At 73.6% G+C, this 21,974-nt stretch carries 21 protein-coding genes; 6 read left to right on the top strand and 15 right to left on the bottom strand.

The features are described from left to right. Nucleotides 1–103: 103 nt before the first annotated feature. The gene (locus tag ACFWBN_RS11000; RefSeq protein ID WP_385173962.1) at nucleotides 104–427 is read left to right on the top strand and encodes a DUF3040 domain-containing protein; all 324 of its coding nucleotides are present in this window, start codon (nucleotides 104–106) and stop codon (nucleotides 425–427) included. Here the strand turns inward: ACFWBN_RS11000 and ACFWBN_RS10995 are convergent. From ACFWBN_RS10995 to ACFWBN_RS10980, 4 genes are all read right to left on the bottom strand, one after another. After that, a complete protein-coding gene (locus ACFWBN_RS10995; protein ID WP_385173960.1) occupies nucleotides 424–1,047 on the bottom strand; it encodes a hypothetical protein in 624 nt (207 codons plus the stop codon). The genes ACFWBN_RS11000 and ACFWBN_RS10995 overlap by 4 nt on opposite strands. A 128-nt stretch (nucleotides 1,048–1,175) precedes the next feature. Beyond that, nucleotides 1,176–2,780: a family 20 glycosylhydrolase gene (locus tag ACFWBN_RS10990; protein WP_385173957.1), complete on the bottom strand. Its 1,605-nt coding sequence runs from the start codon at nucleotides 2,778–2,780 to the stop codon at nucleotides 1,176–1,178. Nucleotides 2,781–2,878: 98 nt separating this feature from the next. After that, nucleotides 2,879–3,316: a heme-binding protein gene (locus ACFWBN_RS10985; RefSeq protein ID WP_385173954.1), complete on the bottom strand. Its 438-nt coding sequence runs from the start codon at nucleotides 3,314–3,316 to the stop codon at nucleotides 2,879–2,881. 39 nt (nucleotides 3,317–3,355) lie between these two features. Next, nucleotides 3,356–4,579 carry an MFS transporter gene (locus ACFWBN_RS10980; RefSeq protein WP_385173951.1) on the bottom strand — a complete coding sequence of 408 codons (1,224 nt, stop codon included), beginning with the start codon at nucleotides 4,577–4,579 and terminating at the stop codon, nucleotides 3,356–3,358. A 181-nt stretch (nucleotides 4,580–4,760) separates the two neighbouring features. On the opposite strand from ACFWBN_RS10980, the gene ACFWBN_RS10975 reads away from it, so the two are divergent. After that, the gene (locus ACFWBN_RS10975; protein WP_385173948.1) at nucleotides 4,761–5,228 is read left to right on the top strand and encodes a MarR family winged helix-turn-helix transcriptional regulator; all 468 of its coding nucleotides are present in this window, start codon (nucleotides 4,761–4,763) and stop codon (nucleotides 5,226–5,228) included. 43 nt (nucleotides 5,229–5,271) lie between these two features. On the opposite strand, the gene ACFWBN_RS10970 is transcribed toward ACFWBN_RS10975, so the two are convergent. From ACFWBN_RS10970 to ACFWBN_RS10955, 4 genes are all read right to left on the bottom strand, one after another. Next, the gene (locus ACFWBN_RS10970) at nucleotides 5,272–5,781 is read right to left on the bottom strand and encodes a hypothetical protein (RefSeq protein WP_385173945.1); all 510 of its coding nucleotides are present in this window, start codon (nucleotides 5,779–5,781) and stop codon (nucleotides 5,272–5,274) included. Beyond that, nucleotides 5,778–6,455, bottom strand: a complete 678-nt coding sequence (locus ACFWBN_RS10965; RefSeq protein WP_385173942.1) for an RNA polymerase sigma factor — start codon at nucleotides 6,453–6,455, stop codon at nucleotides 5,778–5,780. The genes ACFWBN_RS10970 and ACFWBN_RS10965 overlap by 4 nt, the downstream gene beginning before the upstream one ends. A gap of 8 nt (nucleotides 6,456–6,463) precedes the next feature. Next, nucleotides 6,464–6,907, bottom strand: a complete 444-nt coding sequence (locus ACFWBN_RS10960; protein WP_385173939.1) for an LPXTG cell wall anchor domain-containing protein — start codon at nucleotides 6,905–6,907, stop codon at nucleotides 6,464–6,466. A gap of 107 nt (nucleotides 6,908–7,014) precedes the next feature. Then, entirely contained in the window at nucleotides 7,015–8,520 is a 1,506-nt protein-coding gene (locus ACFWBN_RS10955) for a PLP-dependent aminotransferase family protein (RefSeq protein WP_385173936.1), read from the bottom strand. Between ACFWBN_RS10955 and ACFWBN_RS10950 the strand changes: the two genes are divergently transcribed. Continuing rightward, nucleotides 8,519–9,433, top strand: coding sequence for an EamA family transporter (locus ACFWBN_RS10950; RefSeq protein ID WP_385173932.1), 915 nt, complete (start codon nucleotides 8,519–8,521; stop codon nucleotides 9,431–9,433). The genes ACFWBN_RS10955 and ACFWBN_RS10950 overlap by 2 nt on opposite strands. Before the next feature lie 32 nt (nucleotides 9,434–9,465). Next, complete coding sequence (locus ACFWBN_RS10945; RefSeq protein ID WP_385173929.1) at nucleotides 9,466–10,308, top strand: helix-turn-helix domain-containing protein; 843 nt, start codon at nucleotides 9,466–9,468, stop codon at nucleotides 10,306–10,308. A gap of 3 nt (nucleotides 10,309–10,311) precedes the next feature. Here ACFWBN_RS10945 and ACFWBN_RS10940 read toward each other — a convergent pair whose 3' ends face one another. The 4 genes from ACFWBN_RS10940 to ACFWBN_RS10925 form a co-directional block, all read right to left on the bottom strand. Then, nucleotides 10,312–13,749 (bottom strand): endo-alpha-N-acetylgalactosaminidase family protein, encoded by a 3,438-nt coding sequence (locus ACFWBN_RS10940; protein WP_385173926.1) that lies wholly within the window; start codon nucleotides 13,747–13,749, stop codon nucleotides 10,312–10,314. 175 nt (nucleotides 13,750–13,924) lie between these two features. Further along, the gene (locus ACFWBN_RS10935) at nucleotides 13,925–14,299 is read right to left on the bottom strand and encodes a YbjQ family protein (protein ID WP_385173923.1); all 375 of its coding nucleotides are present in this window, start codon (nucleotides 14,297–14,299) and stop codon (nucleotides 13,925–13,927) included. A gap of 52 nt (nucleotides 14,300–14,351) precedes the next feature. Continuing rightward, entirely contained in the window at nucleotides 14,352–15,017 is a 666-nt protein-coding gene (locus ACFWBN_RS10930; protein ID WP_385173920.1) for a response regulator, read from the bottom strand. Further along, nucleotides 14,992–16,230: a sensor histidine kinase gene (locus ACFWBN_RS10925; protein ID WP_385173917.1), complete on the bottom strand. Its 1,239-nt coding sequence runs from the start codon at nucleotides 16,228–16,230 to the stop codon at nucleotides 14,992–14,994. Before ACFWBN_RS10925 ends, ACFWBN_RS10930 begins: the two co-directional genes overlap by 26 nt. Before the next feature lie 410 nt (nucleotides 16,231–16,640). On the opposite strand from ACFWBN_RS10925, the gene ACFWBN_RS10920 reads away from it, so the two are divergent. Beyond that, a complete protein-coding gene (locus ACFWBN_RS10920) occupies nucleotides 16,641–17,138 on the top strand; it encodes a hypothetical protein (protein WP_385173914.1) in 498 nt (165 codons plus the stop codon). Nucleotides 17,139–17,171: 33 nt separating this feature from the next. Here the strand turns inward: ACFWBN_RS10920 and ACFWBN_RS10915 are convergent, their stop codons facing one another. Genes ACFWBN_RS10915 through ACFWBN_RS10905 form a run of 3 tightly spaced genes read right to left on the bottom strand, consistent with a single transcriptional unit; the run spans nucleotide 17,172 to nucleotide 21,202 of the window. Then, a complete protein-coding gene (locus tag ACFWBN_RS10915; RefSeq protein ID WP_385173911.1) occupies nucleotides 17,172–19,475 on the bottom strand; it encodes an RNA ligase in 2,304 nt (767 codons plus the stop codon). A gap of 57 nt (nucleotides 19,476–19,532) precedes the next feature. Beyond that, nucleotides 19,533–20,222: an epimerase gene (locus ACFWBN_RS10910; RefSeq protein ID WP_385173909.1), complete on the bottom strand. Its 690-nt coding sequence runs from the start codon at nucleotides 20,220–20,222 to the stop codon at nucleotides 19,533–19,535. Between the two features lie 38 nt (nucleotides 20,223–20,260). Next, entirely contained in the window at nucleotides 20,261–21,202 is a 942-nt protein-coding gene (locus tag ACFWBN_RS10905; protein WP_385173906.1) for a tellurite resistance/C4-dicarboxylate transporter family protein, read from the bottom strand. Nucleotides 21,203–21,312: 110 nt separating this feature from the next. Here ACFWBN_RS10905 and ACFWBN_RS10900 point away from each other — a divergent pair, with 110 nt between their 5' ends. Beyond that, the gene (locus tag ACFWBN_RS10900) at nucleotides 21,313–21,891 is read left to right on the top strand and encodes a YdeI family protein (protein WP_385173903.1); all 579 of its coding nucleotides are present in this window, start codon (nucleotides 21,313–21,315) and stop codon (nucleotides 21,889–21,891) included. The last annotated feature ends 83 nt before the right edge of the window (nucleotides 21,892–21,974 follow it).

Genomic DNA, 21,974 nt, shown 5'->3' with positions numbered 1-21,974 from the left:
GGTCAGTCCCGACCGCCTCCGGGGGTTGGCCCGCGCCAGGCCGGGTATTCGCAGGCCAGAGGCTGCGGTCCGCGCCCGGCGGCGGCAGCCGACGGAGGTGGCCATGGACGGAGCCGGACTCTCGGACCGCGAGCAGCGAGCCCTTTCGGCGATCGAAGCCCATCTCAAGAACGACCGGTCGCTGGACCGGTTGCTGCGGTCCGCGCATCTGCGTCACCGCACCGCTGCGGCCTGTCTGCTCGGTGCGGTGACGGTGGCGCTGCTCGTCGCGGCGTCGGTCACCGTGTCCCAGCCGCTGATCTGGGCTTTCGCCGCCGCCTGGATGCTGACCGTGGTCACGGCGCTGCCGCTGCTCGGCGGGTGGGTCCGCCGCCGCTGGCAGCGTCGTGAGCGCACGGCGCGGCCGCAGGCACCGGACGCTCCCTAGTCGGACAGGTAGATCTCGTCCAGGGTGTCGATGGCTCCGTCGGCGCCCAGGTGGTAGCGGAAGGGCAGGCCGGAGTCGGGGTGGGCGGTCACCCAGGAGATGAGCTCGTGGAGGGTGACGGGCTTGGGCTCCACGCCCGTGACGATCGGAGCGGTGGCCGTGATCTTGGCGGATTCCGCGATCGGGATGAAGGTCTCCTTGCCCACCGGCTCGAAGGTGGCGCCCTCCGTGTCCTTGCTGCCGCAGCTCCAGTTCCCGTGCTGGATGATCAGGTTGTGGGAGCCGCCCTCCGGCGTGTAGCGGCGCAGGGAGAGCAGGTCCGGGGCGATGGGCATCTTGTGGTCGCACGTGGCGGCGGGAGCCGGGGGCGTGGGCTTCTTCGCGCCGGTGGCGATCGCCGTGGGCTTGGGGGCCGGCTTGGACGCCGAGGCCGCGGCCGAGGGCTTCGCGGCCGTCGAGGCCGTGGTGGAGGGCACGGCCGGGACGCTGGGCGTGGGCGCTCCGGGCGCGGTCCCGTCCTCTCCTCCCTGGCAGGCCGTGAGCGCGAGCACCCCGCACACCGCGAGGGCGGCCAGTGCCGCCTGCCTGCGAGTCCGTCTCCCGTTGCGTACCACCTGCATGGCCGTCTCCCTCTGCCGCGTCGAAGCGTGGCGTCAACGTAGCGTGCGGGATTCGGCCAGGACGATGGCCGGATGTCGTTCGTCACGGACCCGGCATCACGTTGTTGCGGAGCACGGACCTCCGTGACCTACCGGAGCCGGTCGGCCAGGGTGTTGAAGGCGGGCCAGGCCAGTTGGGGCGGGCGGGAGTCCCACACCTTCTGGGAGAGCGCGGCGAGCGGCAGCCGGATGCCCGCCGCCACCTGGGCCTGGGTCTGGGCTCCGGACAGGTCGCTCCAGACGGCGAGGCGTCCGCCCAGGATCTGGTCCGCGTACTGCGCCGGGACGGGGGTGGTGCCGCGCAGGACCAGCGGGGTCCACTCCTCGTAGATGCGCCGGCCGGTGGGGTACGTGAACTCGTTCGGTTCGCCCAGCACGTAGTACAGGTACTCGTCGTTGAGGTTCACGACCTTGCGGCCCTCGCGCAGGTACTCCAGCGGCGGGCGGGCGCCGATCTCCTTGCCGGTCCAGTACTCGACCTGGATGTCCTTGGCCGCGGTCGCGGCCCCGCCGCGGAAGAATCCGTCGTTCCAGGCCTTCAGTGCCTTGCCCGAGGGCCGCACCGTGTCCGCACGGTCGTTGAGCCAGCCCGTGGCCAGGTCCTGCACCCGAGCCGTGGGGCCGTACCGCTGCCGCGCCGCGCTCGCGAGCTGCGGGAAGGAGGCTTCGGGGTCGCGCACCACCAGCGCCTGGTACTCGTCGGCGCCCAGGTGCCAGGCCCCGCCGGGGAACAGCGGCCGGTACTCGCGGAGCAGTTCGTCGACGAGCTTGGCGGAAGCGGGGTTCGCTATGTCCACCGCTCCCTTCACCGCCTTGCCCTGCACGTCGCGCAGCTGCAGGTCGGGGTGGACGCGCAGCACCGCGCCGAGGTGTCCGGGCGAGTCGATCTCGGGGACGACGGTGATGTGCAGGCGGGCGGCGAGTGCGGTGATGGAGCGCACCTGGGCCTTGGTGAGGTGCGGGGTGGAGACGATCTCGGGGTGGCTGTCGGACTCGATCCGGAAGGCCTGGTCGTCGGAGAAGTGCAGGCCGAGCTGGTTGAGCTTGAGGTCGGCCATCTCGCGCAGCCGGTCCTCGATCCAGTCGGGGGTGAAGTGCTTGCGCGCTATGTCGAGGTTGAGCCCGCGCTGGGGCTTGGCCGGGCCGTCGCGCACGGTGCCCTCGGGAGCCGAACCGGCGCTCCGCACGGCCTGTTTGAGGGTGCGGGTGCCGTAGAAGACACCGGCCTGGTCGGGGCCTGCGATCCGTACGCGGCCGTTCTTGACGTCGAGGGTGTACGACTCGGCGGGGCCCGATCCCTTGGCGCCCAGGGCGAGTTCCACGTCTCCGGCGCGCGGCGCCTCCGAGTCGGTGTATCCCATGCGCAGTTCACCGGCGAGCAGTCTGCCCTCGTCGGACAGGGCCGCCTTGTCACCCGCCGCGACGACCACGCGGGCCTCGGGGGCGGGCTTCCAGCCGGGGCCCCGGGCGGGTATGTGTTCCCGTACGGCCGGGATGGTGCGCGGGGCGGTGGACAGGGCGTAGGAGCGCGTCGGGGAGGGGGCGGCTTCGGTGGGCTCCGGGGAGGGGGCCGCCGTGCCGGCCGGGGTACCGGGGCCGGACGTCGGGGCGGCTGGGGCGCGGGGCTCGTCGGAGGCGGCCGTACAGCCCGGGACGGCAAGGGTGACCAGTGCGGCGACCGTGGCCGTCGCCATGACGTGGCCTCTCACGTGGAACCTCGGATTTCGCATCATGCGCCCGTCTCCCCCGTACCAACCTGGCACGGGGGAGACGGGCGCGCGACCCGGCGGTCTCAGACCAGGGCGTCGAGCGCGGCGGCGGCGAAGCCGTGGTCCTGGTCGGGGGCGGCGCCGCCGACGCCGATGGCGCCGATGAGACGGCCGTCGCGGTGGACGGGGAGCCCGCCGGCGATGAAGAGCAGCGGCCGGTCGAGGGCGGTGGGCAGGGTGTGGAAGGGGCCGTCGGGGCGGACGGCCTCGACGAGGTCGGCGGTGGGGGCGTTCAGCTGGAGGGCGGTGTAGGCCTTGCGGGTGCTGGTCTCGCCGGAGATCAGCACGGCCCGGTCGTCGCGCCGGAAGGCGAGCAGGTGGCCGCCGGCGTCGAGGACGGTGACGCTGACCGTGGCCCCGGCCGCTTCGGCAGCGGTCCGGGCGGCGGCGACGAGCAGGTCGGCGTCCTCGGTGGTCAGCGGGACGACGGCGGTGCGGGTGGTGCGGGTGGTGCTGGACATGCGGGGGTTCTCCTGAGGTGTCGTACGAGGGGTCGTGGATCAGTGGTGGACGGGGACGGCCGCGGGCGCTCCGGCGGCGACGACCCGGCCCCGGCCGGCGCCGGCCGGGCGGGATGCCGTACGGCGCTCCAGTGCGCCGGAGACGAGGGCGAGGACGAGGGCGGAGGCGGCCAGCGCCGCGCCGACCCAGTTCGGGGCGGTCCAGCCGAGGCCGGCGGCGATCACGAGGCCGCCGAGCCAGGCGGCGAGGGCGTTGCCGAGGTTGAAGGCGCCGATGTTCACGGCGGAGGCCAGGGTGGGCGCGCCGGCGGCCTGGTCGAGGACCCGCTTCTGGAGCGGCGGCACGGTCGCGAAGCCGAGGGCTCCGATGAGGAGGATGGTGACCGCGGCACCGGCCTTGGTGTGGGCGGTGAGGGTGAAGGCGGCCAGGGTGAGGGTGAGCGCGCCCAGGGCCACGTACAGCATCGGCATGAGCGCCCGGTCGGCGAAGCGGCCACCGATGAGGTTGCCCGCGACCATGCCGAGGCCGAGGAGGACGAGGAGCCAGGTGACGGAGGAGTCCGCGAAGCCGGCGACGTTGGTCATCATCGGGGTGATGTAGGTGATCGCGGCGAAGACCCCGCCGAAGCCGAGGACGGTCATCCCCATCGCGAGCAGCACCTGGACGTTGCGGAAGGCGGCCAGCTCGCTGCGGATCCGGACGCCGCCGGCGGGCCGGGGCAGCTCGGGTACCAGCTTGGCGATGCCGAGCAGGCCGAGGACGCCGAGCGCGGCGACGATCAGGAAGGTGACGCGCCAGCCGAGGGTCTGGCCGACGAGGGTGCCGAGCGGGACGCCGACGACGTTGGCCACGGTCAGGCCGGTGAACATCATGGCGATGGCTCCGGCCTTCTTCTCCGGGGCGACGAGTTCCGCGGCGACGACCGCGCCGATGCCGAAGAAGGCGCCGTGGGCGAGGGAGGCGACCACGCGGCCGGTGAGCATGACGCCGAAGGCGGGGGCGAGTGCGGAGAGCACGTTGCCCGCGACGAAGAGGCCCATGAGCAGCATCAGCATGCGCTTGCGGGGGATGCGGGTGCCGAGGACGGTCATGATCGGCGCGCCGAGGACCACACCGAGGGCATAGCCGGTGACCAGGAAGCCCGCGGTGGGGATCGAGACGCCGTAGTCGGCGGCCACCTCGGGGAGCAGGCCCATGATCACGAACTCTGTGGTGCCGATCCCGAAGGCCCCGATGGCGAGGGCGAGGAGTGCGAGTGGCATGAGGGGAGTGCCCTTCAGGGGGTGCGGGGTGGGTGCGGCGCCGGGCCGCCGGCGCGCTTGCGGCGCATGTTGCTGCCGCCGCTTACGTGCGTCCACATTAATTGCAGACGCGGGATATTTGCAAGCGCGGGCTATTGCGGAAGTGGCCTATCCTGGGGGCACACGGACCAAGGAGGAGCCCATGACGGCCACGGACGGCGCACTCACCGCCCTTTCCCAGGGCTGGTGCGCCCTCTCCCTCCTGCACGGGCGGATCGAGGCGCACATCGAGCGGGCGCTGCAGGCGGGTCACGGCCTCAGCGTGCGCGAGTACTCGCTGCTGGACGTGCTGAGCCGCCAGCACAACGGACCGGGCGGGCACCTGCGGATGCACCAGGTCGCCGACTCGGTGGTGCTCAGCCAGAGCGCGACGACGCGCCTGGTCAGCAGGCTGGAGGACCGCGGCCTGCTGAGCCGCTATCTCTGCGACACCGACCGGCGGGGCATCTACACCGATGTGAGCGAGGCCGGCCTGGCCCTGCTGGCGGCGGCCCGGCCCACGAACGACTCCGCCCTGCGCGAGGCGCTGGACGAGGCCGCCCGCAAGCCGGAGCTCGCCCCGCTGGTCGCGGCGGTGGAGAACCTGCAGAGCGCGCCCGACCGGGGCTAGTGCTGTGACCCTGCGCCGGCCGGACACCCGTAGCGGTGTCCGGCTAGCGCGAACCCGAGCCCGGAGCGGCGGAGGGCACGAGCGACGCCGGCACGGACGTCGAGGGGGAGGCCGGCGGCGCCGGGCTTACCGTCCGGCTCGGACTCGGACTCGGGATCGCGCTCGGGCTCGCCCCCGCGCTCACGCTCGCGCTCGGCGACCGGTCCGGACCCGGAGTGGACGGCGACGGCGACGGCGCGGGTGTGGGCGCGTGCGGGAACTCCGGCGACGGGCCGGGTGCCGTGATCCTCGGCGGGGTGGCGGGCGGCGCCGGGGCGGGAGCCGGATCCGGGGCGAGCAGCAGGTACCCGATCCCGGCGGCGGCAGCCGCCGCCAGGCCCCCGAGGGGCACCGCGAAACGCCTGAGCCGTTCGACCCGCAGGCGGCCGGCCTGGGGCCGGGGCGGATCCGCGGGGCGCAGCAGCCGGAGGTCGATGCCGTCGGCGCGCGCCCCGAGGGCCTGCCGCAGCCGGCGCTCGACGGGGCGTTCGCCGTCGCGCGTCGTAGGCGTCATATCCGTCCCTCCAGTATCCGTTCCAGCGCGTCCAGGCCACGGCTCGCGTTCGACTTCACCGCTCCCCGGCTGATGCCGAGGGTGGTCGCTATCTCCGCCTCGCTGAGGTCGGCCCAGTAGCGCAGCACCAGGACCTGCCGGCGGCGCGGCGTCAACCGGCCGAGCGCGGCCAGCACTTCGCGATGTGCCTCGTCGAGGACCACGGACGACTCCGCCGACGGCACGTCGACCGCCGGCGGCGGGGTCCAGGCCCGGACGGTCCGCCTGCGGCGCAGCACGGAGCGCGCGGTGTTGACGACGGCCGTCCGCAGGTAGCCCAGCGCGTTGTCGACCTCGGTGATGTGCTCCCCGTGGCGGCGGTACAGGGCCGTGAAGGCGTCCTGGACCACGTCCTCGGCGGTGGCCAGGTCGTCGACGAGCAGCACCGCCAGCCGGACCATCCGCAGCCGGTGCGCGTGGTAGAGCTCGGTGACGGTCGGCGGCTGCGGATCGCCGTGGCCCGCGTCGTGCGCGTACTCGTACCCGTGGCCGTACGAGGACCCGTACGAGGACCCGTTCGACCGCGGGGAGGCCGCCGGGGCGGAACGCTCGCGGCGCAGCAACGACCACAGGCCCCGCCACGCCCGGCCGAAGCCGGGCGCGAGGGGGCCGACGGGTGGTGCGAGGTGGAGCACGGAATTCCTCAGCTGTTCGTGCGGCGCCGCACGGCGTACAGGGCTCCGGCTCCGGCGAGGATCAGTCCGGTGGCCCCTGCCCCCATGGCGACGGTGGTCGCCGAGGAGCCAGTATGCGCGAGCTCGGACGCCTCCGAGGGGGCGGGTGCGGCGGACGGCGAGGCGGGGGCCGGGCTGGGCTTGACGCTCGTCCCCGCGGACGGGGACGCGCTGGGCTCGGCGCTCGACCCCGCGGCGGGCGGGGTGCTCACCGACGGGACGGGGGCGGCCGAGGGAGCGGCCGACGGGACGGCGGAGGGGGCGGCCGGCGGAACGCTGATGGACGGGGAGGGCGCGGCCGGGCTCCCGCCCGCGGCGAGGGCGGGCCCGGCGAGCAGGACGACCGCCCCGGCGGCGGCAGCGGTGACGCCCGCCCGACGGACGGCCAGGGGGACGCGCTTGAGGTTCTTCACGGTGGTTCTCCACGGTCGGGTCGAGGACGCGGGACTGCGCCCTCCACCCCCTCACGACGCGCGACCCCCGGGGAGGTTGCCGCCGGTTCCGAAAAACTTTCCGGCCGTCACCCGGAGCGCTTGCGCAGCTCGCTCAGGGCGGTGCCCAGCGTGGCGATGCCGTCCTCGATCTCGCCGGTCGACCCGGCCGCGTAGCCCAGGATCAGCCCCGGCGGGCCGGACGCGAGGCGGTGCCAGGACAGCGGGTGGGTCTTGACTCCGAGGTCCAGGGCCGCCGCGGCGAGGTCCGTGTCGGCGAAGCGGGCGCCGTCGAAGGTGACCATCAGGTGCAGGCCCGCCGCCGCGCCGTGCACCCGCGCGCCCGGCAGCCGGTCCGCGACGGCCCGGAGCATGGCGTCCCGGCGACGGCGGTGGCGGCGCCGGACGAAGCGCAGGTGCCGTTCCAGTTCGCCCGAGTCCATCAGCCGGGCCAGGACCAGTTGGGCCAGGACCGGATTGCCGAGGTCGGCGTAGCGCTTGGCGGCGGTCACGGCCTCGCGTAGGCGCGGGGGGACCAGGAGCCAGCCGAGGCGCAGTGCGGGGGCGAGGAGTTTGGACACGCTCCCGGCGTAGCAGACGCCTTCGGGCAGCAGGGCGCGCAGCGCGGGGACGGGGGCGCGGTCGTAGCGGTGCTCGGCGTCGTAGTCGTCCTCGATGACCAGTCCCCCGGCGGCCGCCCAGTCGAGCAGGTCGCGGCGGCGCTCCCCGTCGAGGACGACTCCGGTCGGGAACTGGTGCGCGGGGGTGAGCAGGACGGCGCCGGCCCCGCTCGCGCGGAGCTCCGCCACGTCCAGCCCGGCCTCGTCCACCCGTACGGGAACGGTCTCCAGCCGCCCGTACTCCAGCTGTTGCCGGGCCCCGAGCGAGCCGGGGTCCTCCACCGCGACCCGGCGCACCCCGTCCTCGCGCAGGACGTGCGCGAGCAGTGCGAGGGCCTGGGCGACTCCGGCGACGATCACCACTTCGTCGGGGTCGGCGCGGATCCCGCGGTTGCGGGCCAGCCAGCCGACGACGGCCTCGCGCAGCGCGGGCGCGCCCTGGGGGTTCCCGTAGCCGAAGTCGGCGGGGGTGAGTCCGGCGAGCACCCGGCGCTCGGCCTGGAGCCAGGCCGTACGGGGGAAGGCGGTCAGGTCGGGCACCCCGGGCGAGAGGTCGATCCGGCAGGGCACGGCGCGCAGGGCGTCGACCAGGCCTCCGCGGGCGGGTGCGGGGGACGGCGCGGCCACCGGGGGCGGGGCGGCGACGACGACCGTGCCGCCCCGGCCGCGGCCGGACACCTGGCCGGTCTCCGCGAGCCGCTGGTAGGCCTCGGTGACGAGCCCCCGGGAGACGCGGAGCTCGGCGGCGAGCACGCGGCTGGCCGGGAGGCGGCTGCCCACCGGCAGGGTGCCGTCGGCGATGGCGGCGCGGAGCCGGCCGGCGAGCCAGTCGGTGCGGGCGCCCGGCGGGGCCTGGCCGATGTCGAGCTGGAGGAAGTCGGATCCCGCCGACCCCGCGGACTGCCTTTTGGACCCCTGGGGCCCGCTCCCTTTGGACCTGCTCACAGGACCATTGTGGGGCCAGGGTGGACGCATGAGAACACCATCCACCGCCCTCCGGGACCTGGCGCCCGGGATCGCCGGGATGGCGCTGGTCGGCAGCAGCGTCACCGTCTCCCGGTCCCTCGTGGACGCCCCGCTCTTCGCCGTCCAGGCGGCCCGGTACGCGGCTGCCGCGCTGATCCTGCTGGCCCTGGCCCGGGCGGCGAAGGTGCCGGTCCTGCGGCCGCGGGGCCGCGAGTGGCTGTGGCTGGCCGGGATCGCGGCGACGGGCCTGGTGCTGTTCAACGTGGCCGTCGTCCGCGGGGTCGCGCATGCCGAGCCGGCCGTCATCGCGGTGGCGGTGGCCTCCGTACCGATCCTGCTCGGGCTGATCGGCCCGTTCCTGGAGGGCCGCAGGCCCAGCCGCCGGGTGCTGCTGGCGGCGCCGGTGGTCGTGGCCGGAGCGGTCCTGGTGGAGGGGACGGGCCGGACGGACGCCGCCGGGGTGGCCTGGGCCGCGCTGGCCCTGGGCTGCGAGGCCGGGTTCACCCTGCTCGCCGTGCCGGTGCTGCGGCGGCACGGCCCGTGGGGGGTGTCGGTGCACGCGGTGTGGATGGGGGCGGTGATGCTGGCGGTGCTCACGGTGTGCGTGGAGGGCCCCTCGGCGGTGCTGGAGATCGGGGCGCGCCAGTGGGCGGCCGCCGCCTACCTCGCGGTGATGGTGACGGCGGTGGCGTTCCTGCTCTGGTACCGCACGGTGGCCGCGGTGGGCTCCGGCCGGGCCGGGCTGCTGACCGGCATCGCGCCGCTCGCGGCGGCCGGGGCAGGCGCGTTCACCGGCGGCGGGGTGCCGGCCCCGGCGGTGTGGCTGGGTCTGGCCGTCGTGATCGCCGGGCTGGCAGCGGGACTTCGGCAGGCCCGCCGCCCACCCGTGAAGGTTCCGGTCCGGACGCCCGCCGCCCCTTGAGGGCGCCCGGCCCCGTGGATCACAATCCGCAGATGGCGACGCCCCCGTACAGCAGCTGGATGCGGTACTTCTCCCCCACCGCCAACCACCGCAGACTCGGCCTGGTCTGCCTCGGAGTGGGGGTGCAGGAGGGCGGACTGCCGGTCGTGGGGCCGCGGGTCCTCGACCACCACGTGGCCGTGGTCGTCACGCGCGGCCGGGGCTGGTTCAGCCACGGCGGCCGGCCCGCCCAGCCGGTGACCGCGCCCGCGCTGCTGTGGCTGGTGCCGGGCGTGGAGCACCACTACGGGCCCGATCCGCGGACCGGCTGGGACGAGTGCTTCGTCGATTTCACGGGCCTCGGCGTGGAGGCGTACACCGACCTCGGCTACGTCACCCCGGACCGGCCGCTCGTGCCGCTGAGCGGGACGGCCGGGGTGCGGCACGTGGTCGACGGGATCGTCCGGGCCGCCCGGCGCGGCGGCCCGCTCCTGGAGGTGGAGGCCGCGGCCGCCGTGCATGGGCTGCTGGTGGCCCTGCGCTACGCCCGCGCCGAGGTGTCCCGGCACGGGGACGCCGTGATGGACACCCTCGCGCGGGACGCCCTGCTGCCGATATCGGTGGCCGAGCACGCCGCCCGGCTCGGGATGCCGCTGCCCCAGCTGCGCCGGGCGGTGCGGCGCAGTACCGGGGAGGGCGTCAAGGAATACCTCCTCGGGATCCGGCTGAGCCGGGCGAAGGAGCTGCTGGCCCGCACCGACCTGCCGGTCGCCGGGGTCGCCCGGCGGGTCGGTTACGAGGATCCGGCCTACTTCAGCCGGCTGTTCAGCCGCCGGGTGGGCATGGCTCCCGGACGGTTCCGGGCCCAGCAGTCGGTGCGGGGGCCGTCCCGGTGAACCTCAGGGCCGGTGGCCGATGTTGAGCTCCGCCACCGAGGTCCACGGGTTGCCGCCCACCTCGCTGGTGGCCTTGAGCCTGACGTAGCGCGCGGTCCGCGGGGTGAAGGAGACGTCCTGCTGGGCGGTGCTGTCGGCGAAGGTCCCGGTGGCCGCCGCCGTCCCCCAGGTGACCCCGTCGGCGGAGGTGAACACCTGGTAGTCCGCGATGCGTCCGTTGCTCTGCGTCTGCCGGGGCAGGCAGTGCAGGGCCGAGACGTTGTACGGGGCGCCGAGGTCCAGGGTGATCTCGTGCGGCATCGGCGCGGTGGCGGCGTACCACTGGGTGTGCCAGATGGTGGAGGCGTCGCCGTCCAGGACGTTGGCGGCGCTGCCGTTCTCGCCCGCGGTCTCCTGGCTGTCGACGGCCTTCACGCTCATCTGTCCCTGCGGTACGAGGAGTTCGCCGCCGCCCACCGGGCCCAGGTCGTCCACGGTCAGGTCGTCGAGGACGAGGTCGGCCTCGTTGTGCGAGTCCTCGGGGGTCACCTTCCGTACGCCGATCCAGGCGTCGGCCCCGGCGGTGAAGGTCGTGGTGAAGGTGGTGGGCGTACGGGCCTGGCCCAGCGCGGTGGCGGTCTCGGTGGATCCGGCGCCGGCGACGAACCGGTAGTCCCCGGCGAAGCCGTTCTCGTAGGTGAAGGTCACCTTGTAGGAACGCCCCTGGGTCAGCCTCAGGGTCTGGGGCAGGGTGCGGTAGACGAGCCCGGTCCGCTCCTCGTGCGATTTGAGGGAGTTCTGCCCGCTGATCACGTCGTCGACCAGCTTGCCGCTCCAGCCGGCCTGCGTGTACGGGGCGTTGCGCTGGGCGATGTGCGTGCGCGGGTCGGTGGCCGAGCCGCCCGCGCCGCCGAAGGCGAAGGGGCCCCAGCCCGCGTCGACGTTCTCGAAGTCCTCGGCGAAGAAGTGCCCGCCGAGCGGGGTCCGGGCGGAGCGCACCACGCGTACGTCGTCCAGGTAGGCGGTGGCGGATCCGGCGGCCGCGGACAGCCTGAGCGTGGCGGTGGACTGCCCGGCCGGGACGTCGAAGAACACCTTCATGCGCTGCATCCTGGTGCCGTTCTTCTCGCTGCCGCCGAGGCTGTTGGTCAGCGGTGAGGAGTCGGCGTACACGGAGGCCGCGGCGCCGCCGGCCGGGGTGGCGGTGAGGGTCACGGCGCGGCCGGCCGGGGTGGAGACCCAGACGGAGGCGGCGTAGGTGCCGGGGGCGAGGCCGGTGAGCTGCTGGGAGACGGCCGGGGCGGTGCCGGGGGCGAAGGTGAGCTCGCTTTGGCCCTGGGCGTTGCGGGTGACGGCGGCTCCGGTTCCGGTGACGGTCCAGGCGTTGAGGTCCCCGGAGTAGAAGGAGGGGTCCTTGACGGGCGTGGCTTCGCCCCACTTGGGGTCGGCGGGGGCGGGCGCGGCGCCGTTGGTGACCACGTAGGCGGTGCGGGCGGCGGCGTTGATGGTGACCTGGCCCTGGCTCACCGCGAGGTCGCCGACCAACTGGCGTCCGGTGTCAGTGAGTTTATAGAGCTTGGGCGCGGTCCAGCCGGCGGGCAGGGTCCAGCTGGTGGAGCCCGCCTTGTCGTTCCAGTGATAGAGCTTGCCGTCGCGGGGCAGCAGGTAGGCGTCCCCGGACAGGACCGTGCGGCCGGCGGTGGTGATCCGGCGCTTGTTCCCGGCGGTGGTGACGGTGGTGCCGTCGGCCAGGGTGACCGTGTCGGCGGTCCACTTCACGATCGGGGATTCCTGGAGGTACTTGGTCGGCAGGTTGACGGCGAAGGTGGTGTTCTGGAAGGCGGTGAAGTCCTTCTTGCCCTGCCAGCCCTCGTAGGCGGTGACCTCGGCGCCGCCGAGCAGCGGGTTGCGGGCGATCCAGTCGTCCTTGGTGTGGTTGGCGATGAACCGGGCGATGGTGGAGTTGATGCCCTTCAGGTCGCTGCCACCGTAGTTGACGTCGGTGGCCCAGTGGTGCCAGAGGGACTGCTCGGTGAGGGTGTTGGGGAACTCCGTGGCCAGCTGGAAGCCGAGGCCGCCGATCTCGCGCTGGAGTTTGCGCGAGACGTAGCCGTCGCCGTACCAGACGTCCACGTAGAGGAAGTCCAGCCCGGGGGCGGCTGTCTTGAGGTCCTGGAGGCGCTTCAGCCGCTGCCCGGACTGGCCGTCCTTGCGGGTGTCCACGTAGTAGGACTGGTCGAGCCAGTCCCAGCCGAGGCCGCCGCTCTGGTGGGCCGGGTCGAAGGTGGCCGAGACCGGGTACTCCTCGGTGGCGTTGACGTGCACGCCGAAGTCGGCGTTGTAGGCGTGTCCGGCGGTGGTGAGGGTGTTCAGGTCGACGGCGCCGCCCAGCTTCGAGCCGATGTTCTTGTAGTCCATGTGCGCGGAGTCGTGGCCCTCCGAGGCGTATCCCTTGAGGAGGACGAACTGTCCGAGGCCGTCCGTGGCGAGGGAGACCCGCTTGGTCTCGTCGAGGGTCTGCGCGAAGGGGTGGGTGGCCTGGGAGGCGAAGTTGAAGGGGATGCGCTGCACGACCCGGTCGGCGGTCTGCTGCCAGCCGCTGGGCGGGGTCCAGATGTCCCGGTAGGCGACGGCGGCGTCCTGCCAGTCGACGACGGAGTCCGCGTTGCGGTCGGCCGTGATCGCGATGCGGGCGTACGGCAGCGGCTCGGTGTCGCCGTCGGCCGCGCCCGCGGCCCGGTGGAGCCAGGCTCCGCTCCACAGTCCGGCGCGGCGGTAGGAGCCCTTGTCGGTGACCCGCTTGGTGATCCGGCCGTTCTCCCGTGCCGTGCCGCCCGAGGGCGTGTCGTAGAGGGAGTTGGAGTCGATGGCGGCGGCCAGCCTGCCGGTGTTGGCCAGGCCGTACATGACGGTGGTCGCGGCGGGGTCGACGGGGGTGCTGCCGGTGATCGGGGTGAAGGTGTCCCCGGTGCCGGTGGTGGCGGTGTGCAGGGTGGCCGTGGAGAGCGCGGCGCCCGGCTGGTCGCTGCGGACGCTGACGAGGTGGTGCTCGGGGATCGCGAGGCTGCGGACGCGCAGGGCGGCGGTGTCCTCGATCGCGGTCACCTTGAACTCCACGACCGAACCCGCCACCGAGATGCGGGACCTGATGGTCACTCCGGAGAAGGTGAGCGCGTAGTCCACGGCGGAGGCGGAGGGGGTCGAGGTCACGGCGGGGGTGTAGGCGGTCCCGTTGACCAGGACGGTGCCGAGCGGGTCCTCGTTGCCGTGCAGGACGTCGCCGGTGGCGCGGCGCGTGTAGCCGATCACCCGGGGGAAGCCGCCGTCCACGCTGACGGACAGCTCGGGCGAGGTGATCGTCACGGGTGCGGCCGCCACGGCGGGGGCGGCGGGCGCGGCCACGAACAGGGTGGCGACCAGGCCGGCCACCGCGGCCGCGGCCGGCCAGAGGGGGGTTCGCATCGGACCTCCGGGAGTCGGCTCTTCCTCGGCGGAAGACCGCTCGGCACGCAGGCCCGAGCGGTCCGCTCACTGACCTGACAGCTTGCGGACCGCAGGGCACGCAGGCCCATGGACAAAGCGGAGTGCCGTCCTGGACTTACGTGGGGCCGGAGGCTCTTGAGTTGCCCGGAGGGGCTCAGGTGGAGGCGGGGACCAGAACCACGGCCGTCCCGTACGCGCACACCTCGGTGCCGATGTCGGCGGCTTCGGTCACGTCGAAGCGCATCATCAGGATGGCGTTCGCGCCGCGCGCCTTCGCCTGTTCGATGAGCCGGTCCATGGCCTGGTTGCGGGTCTCCACCAGGGTCTTGGTGAGGCCCTTCAGTTCGCCGCCGATCATCGACTTCAGGCCCGCACCGATCTGGCTGCCCAGGTGGCGGGAGCGCACGGTGAGGCCGAAGACCTCGCCGATGACCTGTTCCACCCGGTAGCCGGGGACGTCGTTGGTCGTCACGACCAGGACGCCGGTCTGCTGGGCCCCGGGGCCGCCACCGTAGTCTTCGATACCCATGGCAGCCACTCTCCCCCGGCCCGCCGCCGCCCGCATCCGGAGGGGGCCGCGCTCAGGGCATCCGGGCGGCGAGACCGAACTCGTGGGCGAGGACCACGGCCTGGGCGCGGCTGGACAGCTCCAGCTTGCTCATGCAGCGGTGCACGTGGGTCTTGACGGTGGCGGCGCTGAGGACGAGGCGTGCCGCGATGTCGGTGTTGGACAGGCCGGCGCCGACCAGGCCGAGCACCTCGCGCTCGCGCGGGGTCAGCGCGGCCAGCCCGGGGTGCGGGGCGCGGGAGGGCGGGGCGGCGTAGGTGTCGACGAGTCCCCGCAGGGCCCCGGCGCTGAACAGCATCTCGCCGGCGTGCACGGTGGCGATGGCGGCGAGCAGGCGGTCGGGCGGGGTGTCCTTGAAGAGGAAGCCGCTGGCCCCGACCCGCAGGGCCCGGAAGACGTATTCGTCGGAGTCGAAGGTGGTGAGCACCAGCACCTTGGGACCGCCGGGATGCCCCGGGTCGCGCCCGGCCAGGATCCGCTCGGTGGCCGTGATCCCGTCCGTGCCCGGCATCCGGATGTCCATGAGGATCACGTCGGGGCGGGTCTCGGCGGCCAGCCGGACCGCCTCGTCGCCGTCCTCGGCCTCGCCCACGACCTCGTATCCGGGCGCGGCGGTGAGCAGCGCGGTCAGTCCGGACCGGATCAGGAACTGGTCATCGACGACGAGTACGGACGGCATCCGCGTCATCCCCTCCCGCTCGGGGCACGGGGACCCGCAGACTGACCTCGAAACCGCCCCCGGGGGCGGGCTCGGCGGTCACCGTGCCGTGATAGATCGTCGCCCGCTCGCGCATGCCGATCAGCCCCTGGCCTGCGGCGGGCCCCGCGCCCGAAGTGGTGCGGGCCGGTGTGCGCCCGCTGCCGTCGTCCTTGACGCGTACGCGGACCTCGTCCGCACCGTAGTCGACCCGTACGGTCGTACGGGCCTCGGGGGCGTGCTTGATCACGTTGGTGAGCGCCTCCTGGACCACGCGGTACGCGCACAGGTCGATCCCGGGCGGCAGCTCGTACGCCGTCCCGGTGACCCGTACGTCGACCGGCACGCCGGCCTCCCCGACCCGTTTGACCAGCTCGTCGAGGTGCCCGAGCCCTGGGACACCGGCTCCGGGGCGCTCCGGGCCGGAGGCGGCCGCCCTGGCCGGGGCCGGACCCTCCTCCCGGAGCACCTCCAGCATGCGGCGCATCTCGGACAGGGCCTCGCGGGCGCTGTCCCCGACGGTGTCCAGGGCCCGGCGGGCGGTCGGGGGGTCGGCAGTGAACACGTAGGCGGCGAGACCGGTCTGGACGGAGATCACCGAGACGTGGTGCGCGATGACGTCGTGCAGTTCGCGCGCGATCCGGATGCGCTCCTCGGTCACGGCCCGGCGGGCCTTCTCCTCCTGCTCCAGGCGGAGTCGGCGGGTGAGCTCGCGCAGCCTGCGCGCGCCGTCGCCGACGACCCAGCAGACGACGGTCATCACCGTCACGAAGGCGACGCTGAGCGCGCCGATCCCCGGCTCGGCGAGCCGGGTGCCCCACAGGAACACGACCAGCGCCGCGGCCGCGCACCGCAGAGAGACCCGGCGGGGCCGCAGGGAGGCCACCGTGTAGAGCGCGGTGGCCAGGCCGCACACGGCGACGACGTGGTAGTAGCCGAGGGTGAGGTAGGCGGCGACGCAGAACCCGGTGCCGCACAGGATGGCGACGGGGAACCGGCGGCGCAGCACGAGCGGGAGGTAGATGGCGGCGAGGAGGACGTAGGCGAGTCCGTCGGTGTCGCGCCAATAGCCGTTGGGGTCGGGCCAGTTGTGGAGCAGGGTGGACGAGATCCAGAGCGAGCCGACCGCCCACACGATCTCGCCGACGACCGGTAGGCCGGCTCGGAGCCGGACCGTCGCCGGATGTGTGGCCAAGTGCACGTCATCCCCCCTGTGTACACCCCTGGTTGTACAGGGTCGCACCCCAAGGGGGTAGGCGCGTTTCAACCCGTGGATGGGCGCGGCCGGCAGCCGGCCGCTCGTAGATTTGCCACCGCCGGTCCACCGGCCGGCACCGGCCCTGCCCCCCGGGGCCCCGCCGCGCGGCCGTGCCCGTTCGGGGGCGGGCACGGCCCCGCGTACGCGCGGGCCCGCGCAGACCCCGTACCGACTCGTGCCGAACCGTGCCGAACTACGTCGGATATTGGGCATATCGGGCTAATCGACGGTGAGTCAGCGGAGTTGTGCGCCCCTCCCTCGTCATAGTCGTCCCTGGCGACCGCCTGGTTGCCACCCCCGCGCCGCGCGCCGCGGTCGGGCGGATGTCTTCGTAGAGGAGCCGGCTCATGCTGAAGCCCACCAGGACCATCCTCGCTCTCGCCGCCGGAAGCCTGGTGCTCGGCCTGGTCGGGGCCGGGGCCGCCGTCGCCGACGACGAGGGTCCGGCGGCCGCCACTCCGTCGCAGGCGGCCGCCGCGGACGACGGGACCGAGGAGTCCGACGGGTACAAGGAGAAGGACGAGGAGTCCGACGGGTACAAGGAGAAGGACGAGGAGTCCGACGGCTACAAGGACAAGCACGCCATCGGCAAGGTCGTCTCCAAGGGCCCGCTGAAGGTCCGCAGCAAGCCGACCACCCACTCGCAGGCCGTCGACCACGTGTACCCGCACCGCAAGGTCGAGATCGAGTGCAAGAAGTACGGCGAGTCGGTCGACGGCAACCGCATCTGGTACCGCCTGCACAAGGAGTACGGCGCCGGCAAGGAGGACAAGGCGTACGGCAAGGAGCACTGGGTCGCCGCCCGCTACGTCCAGAACCTCACCCACGTGAAGTACTGCCGCTGACCCCCTCGCCCCGCCCCGGGTCGACTGCGGCGGCTAGAAGTCGCCGTAGTCGACCTGCCACGTGGGCAGGCCCATCCGGCGCCAGACCGCCACCACCCGGTCCCGGTCGTCGAGCGACACCCGTACCGCGTACCGGTGCCGCACGTGCGCGTCGAACAGCTCCGCCTTCACCACGTCGTCGCGGCGCGAGTCGCCGGCCGCGCGCATCCACAGTTCGTCGTACGGCACTTGGTGGCGCCGCAGCCAGGACTCGGTCTGGGAGCGGTACTCCTCGCCGCGCCCCGACAGCAGCACGATCGTGTCGCCGTCGGCGCGCCGGAAGGCGTCGAGCGCGTGCCGTACCGGCTCGTTGAGCAGGTCGAGCTCGCAGCGCGAGAAGTCGTACGGCCCCCGGTCGCCGATCAGCGCGAGGGTGCCGTCGATGTCGCACATCACCGCGGCGGGCAGCGCCGGGTCGGGGACGTACTCGGTCACGGGCGGCGCGGCCATCGCGCCGGAGCCGCCGTTGAGCCACTCCGCCGTCAGCCGCCACCCGCCCTTGCGGGCGTTCTCGTGCTTCTCGGCGAGGATGCGGATGATCTCCTCGCCGACCCGGTTCTCCCGGGCGGCGTCCCGGCGCAGGCACTCCTCCAGCGGGACGTCGGTGAAGTCGTGCACGACGAAGGTGGCCAGTCCGCCGACCGCCGCCTTCAGGCGCTTGGGGATGTGCTTGGTCAGGTGGGTGTTGTCGACGACCACGTCGAAACCGCCGTCGACCGCCGCCCGCACCGCCGCGTCCTGTACGGCCAGTACGGTCTGCTCGTGCGCCCAGGAGCGGCCCCGCTCGGGGTCCGGCAGGTCGAGCATGCTGCGCAGGTCGTCCAGGTTGACGCGGCGCATCCGGCCGCCGGCCTGCGCCTGGAGGGCGCGCGCCGCCGTCGTCTTGCCGGAGGCCGGCAGTCCCGTCATGACGTGCACGACGGGCAGCGGGGCCTCCTCCGCATCCGCCTGCGGCGCCACGGCATCCCGCGCGGCGGGCTGCCGTACGGGGGGCTGCCGTACGGCGGAGCCCGCAGGACGGGCCGCGGCCGGTACGGAAGCGCGCGGCGCGGGCTGCGGCGCGGGGCGGCGCGCCTCTTCCGTCCCGTCCGTGTTCTCCTCGTCGGTGGTGTACGGGTCCGCCGTCTCCGGCCGCACGTGCCGCCAGGTGGTGAGGTCGGTCGGCCGGCCGTCGAGCCGCATGAACATCGCCGGGCGGACCTCCCGGTCGCCCAGTTCCTTGACGGCGCGCGCGAAGGCGCCCCGGTCGGCGGCCAGGTGGGCGAGGCCCGCGTAGGCCTCGTCGATGGCGCGCTCGTGCCGCGCGGCCTCCTCCTCCAGGCGGGCGATCACCTCGCGCACCCAGGCGTCGAACTCGTCGGGCACCTGCTCGAGAAGCGCGTCCAGCGGCTTGCCGCCCGAGGCCTCGACCTCGGCGACGGTGCAGTTCAGGCCCTGCGCGAGCCGCTTGGCGGGCAGGCCCGCGAACCGCTGGATGCCGTAGCTGCGCCAGATGTCCCGCTCGTTGACACCGGTGAGCACCCGGTGGAGCCGTACGTACTCGGCGATCTTGGCCTTGGCGCGGACACCGGAGGCGAAGCGCAGGACGAAGCCCTCGGCGTCGGTGCCGGTGGCCGCGGCGCCGCCGGGCATGGTGCTGGACTCGGTGAGCGCGATCAGCTCGTCGAGGGGCATGGCGGGCCACACCGTGACGACGGAGCCGATGCCCTCCCAGTGGGCCGCGGCCTCGGCGAGCGGGACCTCGGTGCCGTCGCGGTCGAAGGCGGCGAGGAGGACCAGGTCCCGGCGGTCGCCGTAGTTCACGACGATGCGGTTCTGCGGGTACAGGATCTCCGCGAGGTAGGTGACTCCCGGGCGCAGCGCGGAGGTGTCCTTGCCGTCGAGGCGCCGCTGGGCCCAGGTCGCCTGGGTGCTGATGAAGGAACCCTTGGAGGCGACCCGCCAGTGGCCCGCGTAGTGGAACACCACCGCGAGGCTGCCGTCGACCTTGTCGTACACCTCGAACGGCTCGTCCGGGAGCGCGGGGGCGTACGGCATGCCGGCCTCGTGCTCGCCGACGTTGAAGAACTTCGGGAGCGGCAGGGCGACGATCGCGCCGGTGGCGTCGTCGGCGACGAGTCCACGGCATCGTGTGGTGACCTGGTTCCAGACGCCCTGGTACTGGGCCGTCCGCGTGTACGTGTAGATCGACAGCGGCAGCTCGGGGTGCGGCTTGCGGGTCACGTACCCGGCGGCGATCGACTCGGCCAGCGCCTGAGCGGGCATCAGGTCATGCAGAGTCAGGTGCTCCTGGCTCATGGGTTCCTCCCGGTTTGAGATGGTTCATTCTCGTGTGCGGGAGGGGGTACGCGGTAGTCAATTATGCCTGGCCGGCGGGGCACCCAGTCGGTTGATGTCCTGGGGGCGCAGGATACGGCCGGGAACCTCGGTACCGGGCGTGGCCACCGCGATCATGGCGCGGCCCAGCGCCTCGCTGGTGATGACGAGGTTCGGCGCGACCCGGCGCAGCAGCGGGACCAGCGGTGCGGTGACCGCGTAGAGCGCGCGGTAGAGCCGGGTCTTGGAGGGTACGCCGCGCACCGGCTGGACGATCCCGGGGCGGAACATGTAGGCCTGGAAGGGCAGTTCCAGCAGGTCGTTCTCGGTCCTGCCCTTGACCCGGGCCCACATGGAGCGGCCCCGCTCCGTGCTGTCGGTGCCCTCGCCGGACACGTAGACGAAGGTGAGACGGGGGTTGGCGGCGGCGAGCGGGCGGGCCACCGCGAGGGTCAGGTCGTAGGTGACGCGCCGGTAGGCCTCCTCCTTCATCCCGACGGAGGAGACGCCAAGGCAGAAGAAGCAGGCGTCGTAGGCGGCCAGGTCGAGGGCGGGCGGCGCGGAGAGGTCGGACGGGTCCGGCTGGATGCGCTCGCGCAGCTTGGGATGGCTGACGCCGAGCGGGGTCCGCCCGATGGCGAGGACGGAGGTGACGGAGTCGTCGCGCAGGCATTCGCGCAGCACGCCGCGGCCGATCATTCCGGTCGCGCCGAAGAGGATGACGTTCACAGGCGCAGCCTAGTGCTGTGGCCTGGCGGCCGCCGGGATCAGGCAGTCGGCCGCCGGCGGGAGGTGACGAGTTTGGCGCAGGTGAACAGGCAGGCGGCGACGGCGATCCAGAGCAGGACCTCACCCAACGGGCGGAGCCAGGCCGCTCCGGTCGGCCCCGCCGCCGAGAGGCAGGCGGCGGCCGTCATGCCGAGCGGGAAGACGGTGGACCAGCGCCGGATGTCGTAGCGCGGCCGGGGGTGGCGCAGTTCGGCGGTGAGGAGGACCGCGTACCAGGCGAGGGAGACGCCGAGCAGCACGAGGGTGGCGGTACGCAGGACCGTGTGCGCCGAACCGGTCCATACGGGTGATGCGGTGAGCTTGGAGCCGGCCAGGGCGGAGATGGACAGCGCGCCGCCCGCCACCCACTGGTCGCCCGCTCCGCCCACCACCTCACGGAGGTCGAAGCGGGCGAAGGCGACCGCGTAGAGCAGCAGCCCGAGGCAGAAGCAGGCCAGCGCCGCCCAGGCCAACCAGTCGAGGTGTTCGGCGGTCGCGAGGACGGCCCCGAGGACGGCGAGGCCCTGGGTGGCGACGCAGACGAGGAAGGCCACGCCCGGCATGCGCCGCCGCCAGTGCCGTACGACGGAGAGCAGCAGCCCGGGCCAGAGCACGGCGGCCAGGACCAGCAGGGCGATGGCCACCTCCTGCCATCCGAGCGCGGAGAGCCTGGTGCCGAGCACGGTGGTGGCGGCGACGGCGGTCAGGGCGGCCGGGGTGTCGGCCTCGGCCCGGAACCGCCTGCGGTCGCCGAGCAGTCGGGCCGTGAAATCGGCGGCCAGTACCAGCCACAGCGCCCCGGAGAAGGCCAGCGCGATCAGGGACACGACCTCGTGTCCGGTCAGGTGGAGGCCGACGGAGATGATGCCGAGGGCCATGACCGCGGCTCCCGCGGCCGGCGGGAGTCCGGCCCACCAGCCGCTGCCGGGAAAGGGGCTCACCCCTCCAGCGGACCCCAGGGGCCGACGGCCCGCCACCGGACGCGACGTGGTGGGGGGGATGGTAGCGGCAGCCACCATCCCCCTTCGGGGGCTGGCGCTAGCCTGAGCCGATGGATGCGATCGACGGAGTGGAGATCATCGCCTTCCCGGACGGCGTGGCGTTCGAGAGCTGGCTGGCCGAGCACCACACCCGGCACGAAGGGGTGTGGATCAAGGTGGCGAAGAAGAAGTCCGGAATCCCGACCGTCAGCGACGACGAGCTGGTCGACATCGGGCTCTGCTACGGCTGGATCTCCGGGCAGCGAAGGTCCCTCGACGAGCGGTACTACCTCCAGAAGTACGTACCGCGCCGGCCCCGGAGCCTGTGGTCGCAGGTCAATGTCGACAAGGTCGCGATGCTGACGGCCGAGGGGCGGATGCGGGAGCCCGGGCTGGCCGAGGTGCGCAGGGCGCAGGAGGACGGGCGCTGGGCGGCGGCCTACGAATCCCAGAAGACGGCGACGGTGCCGCCCGATCTCGCGGCGGCGCTGGAGGCGAACCCGGAGGCCGGGAAGGCGTTCGAGGCCCTGGACCGGACCGGGCGCTACCAGGTGGTGCTGCCCCTGCTCCAGGCGCTGACACCGGAGACCAGGCGGGCCCGGCTCGACAAGGCGCTGCAGCTGCTCGCGGCGGATGGCCGACCGGGGTGATCCGGGGTCGGGCGGGCCACAGGCCACAGGCCTCAGGCCCGGTTCCCACGGGGAACCGGGCCTGAGGACCGAGGAGGAGCGGG

The organism is Streptomyces sp. NPDC059989, from assembly GCF_042736975.1.
Lineage (GTDB): Bacteria > Actinomycetota > Actinomycetes > Streptomycetales > Streptomycetaceae > Streptomyces.
This window is presented reverse-complemented; position numbering and strand designations above follow the sequence as displayed.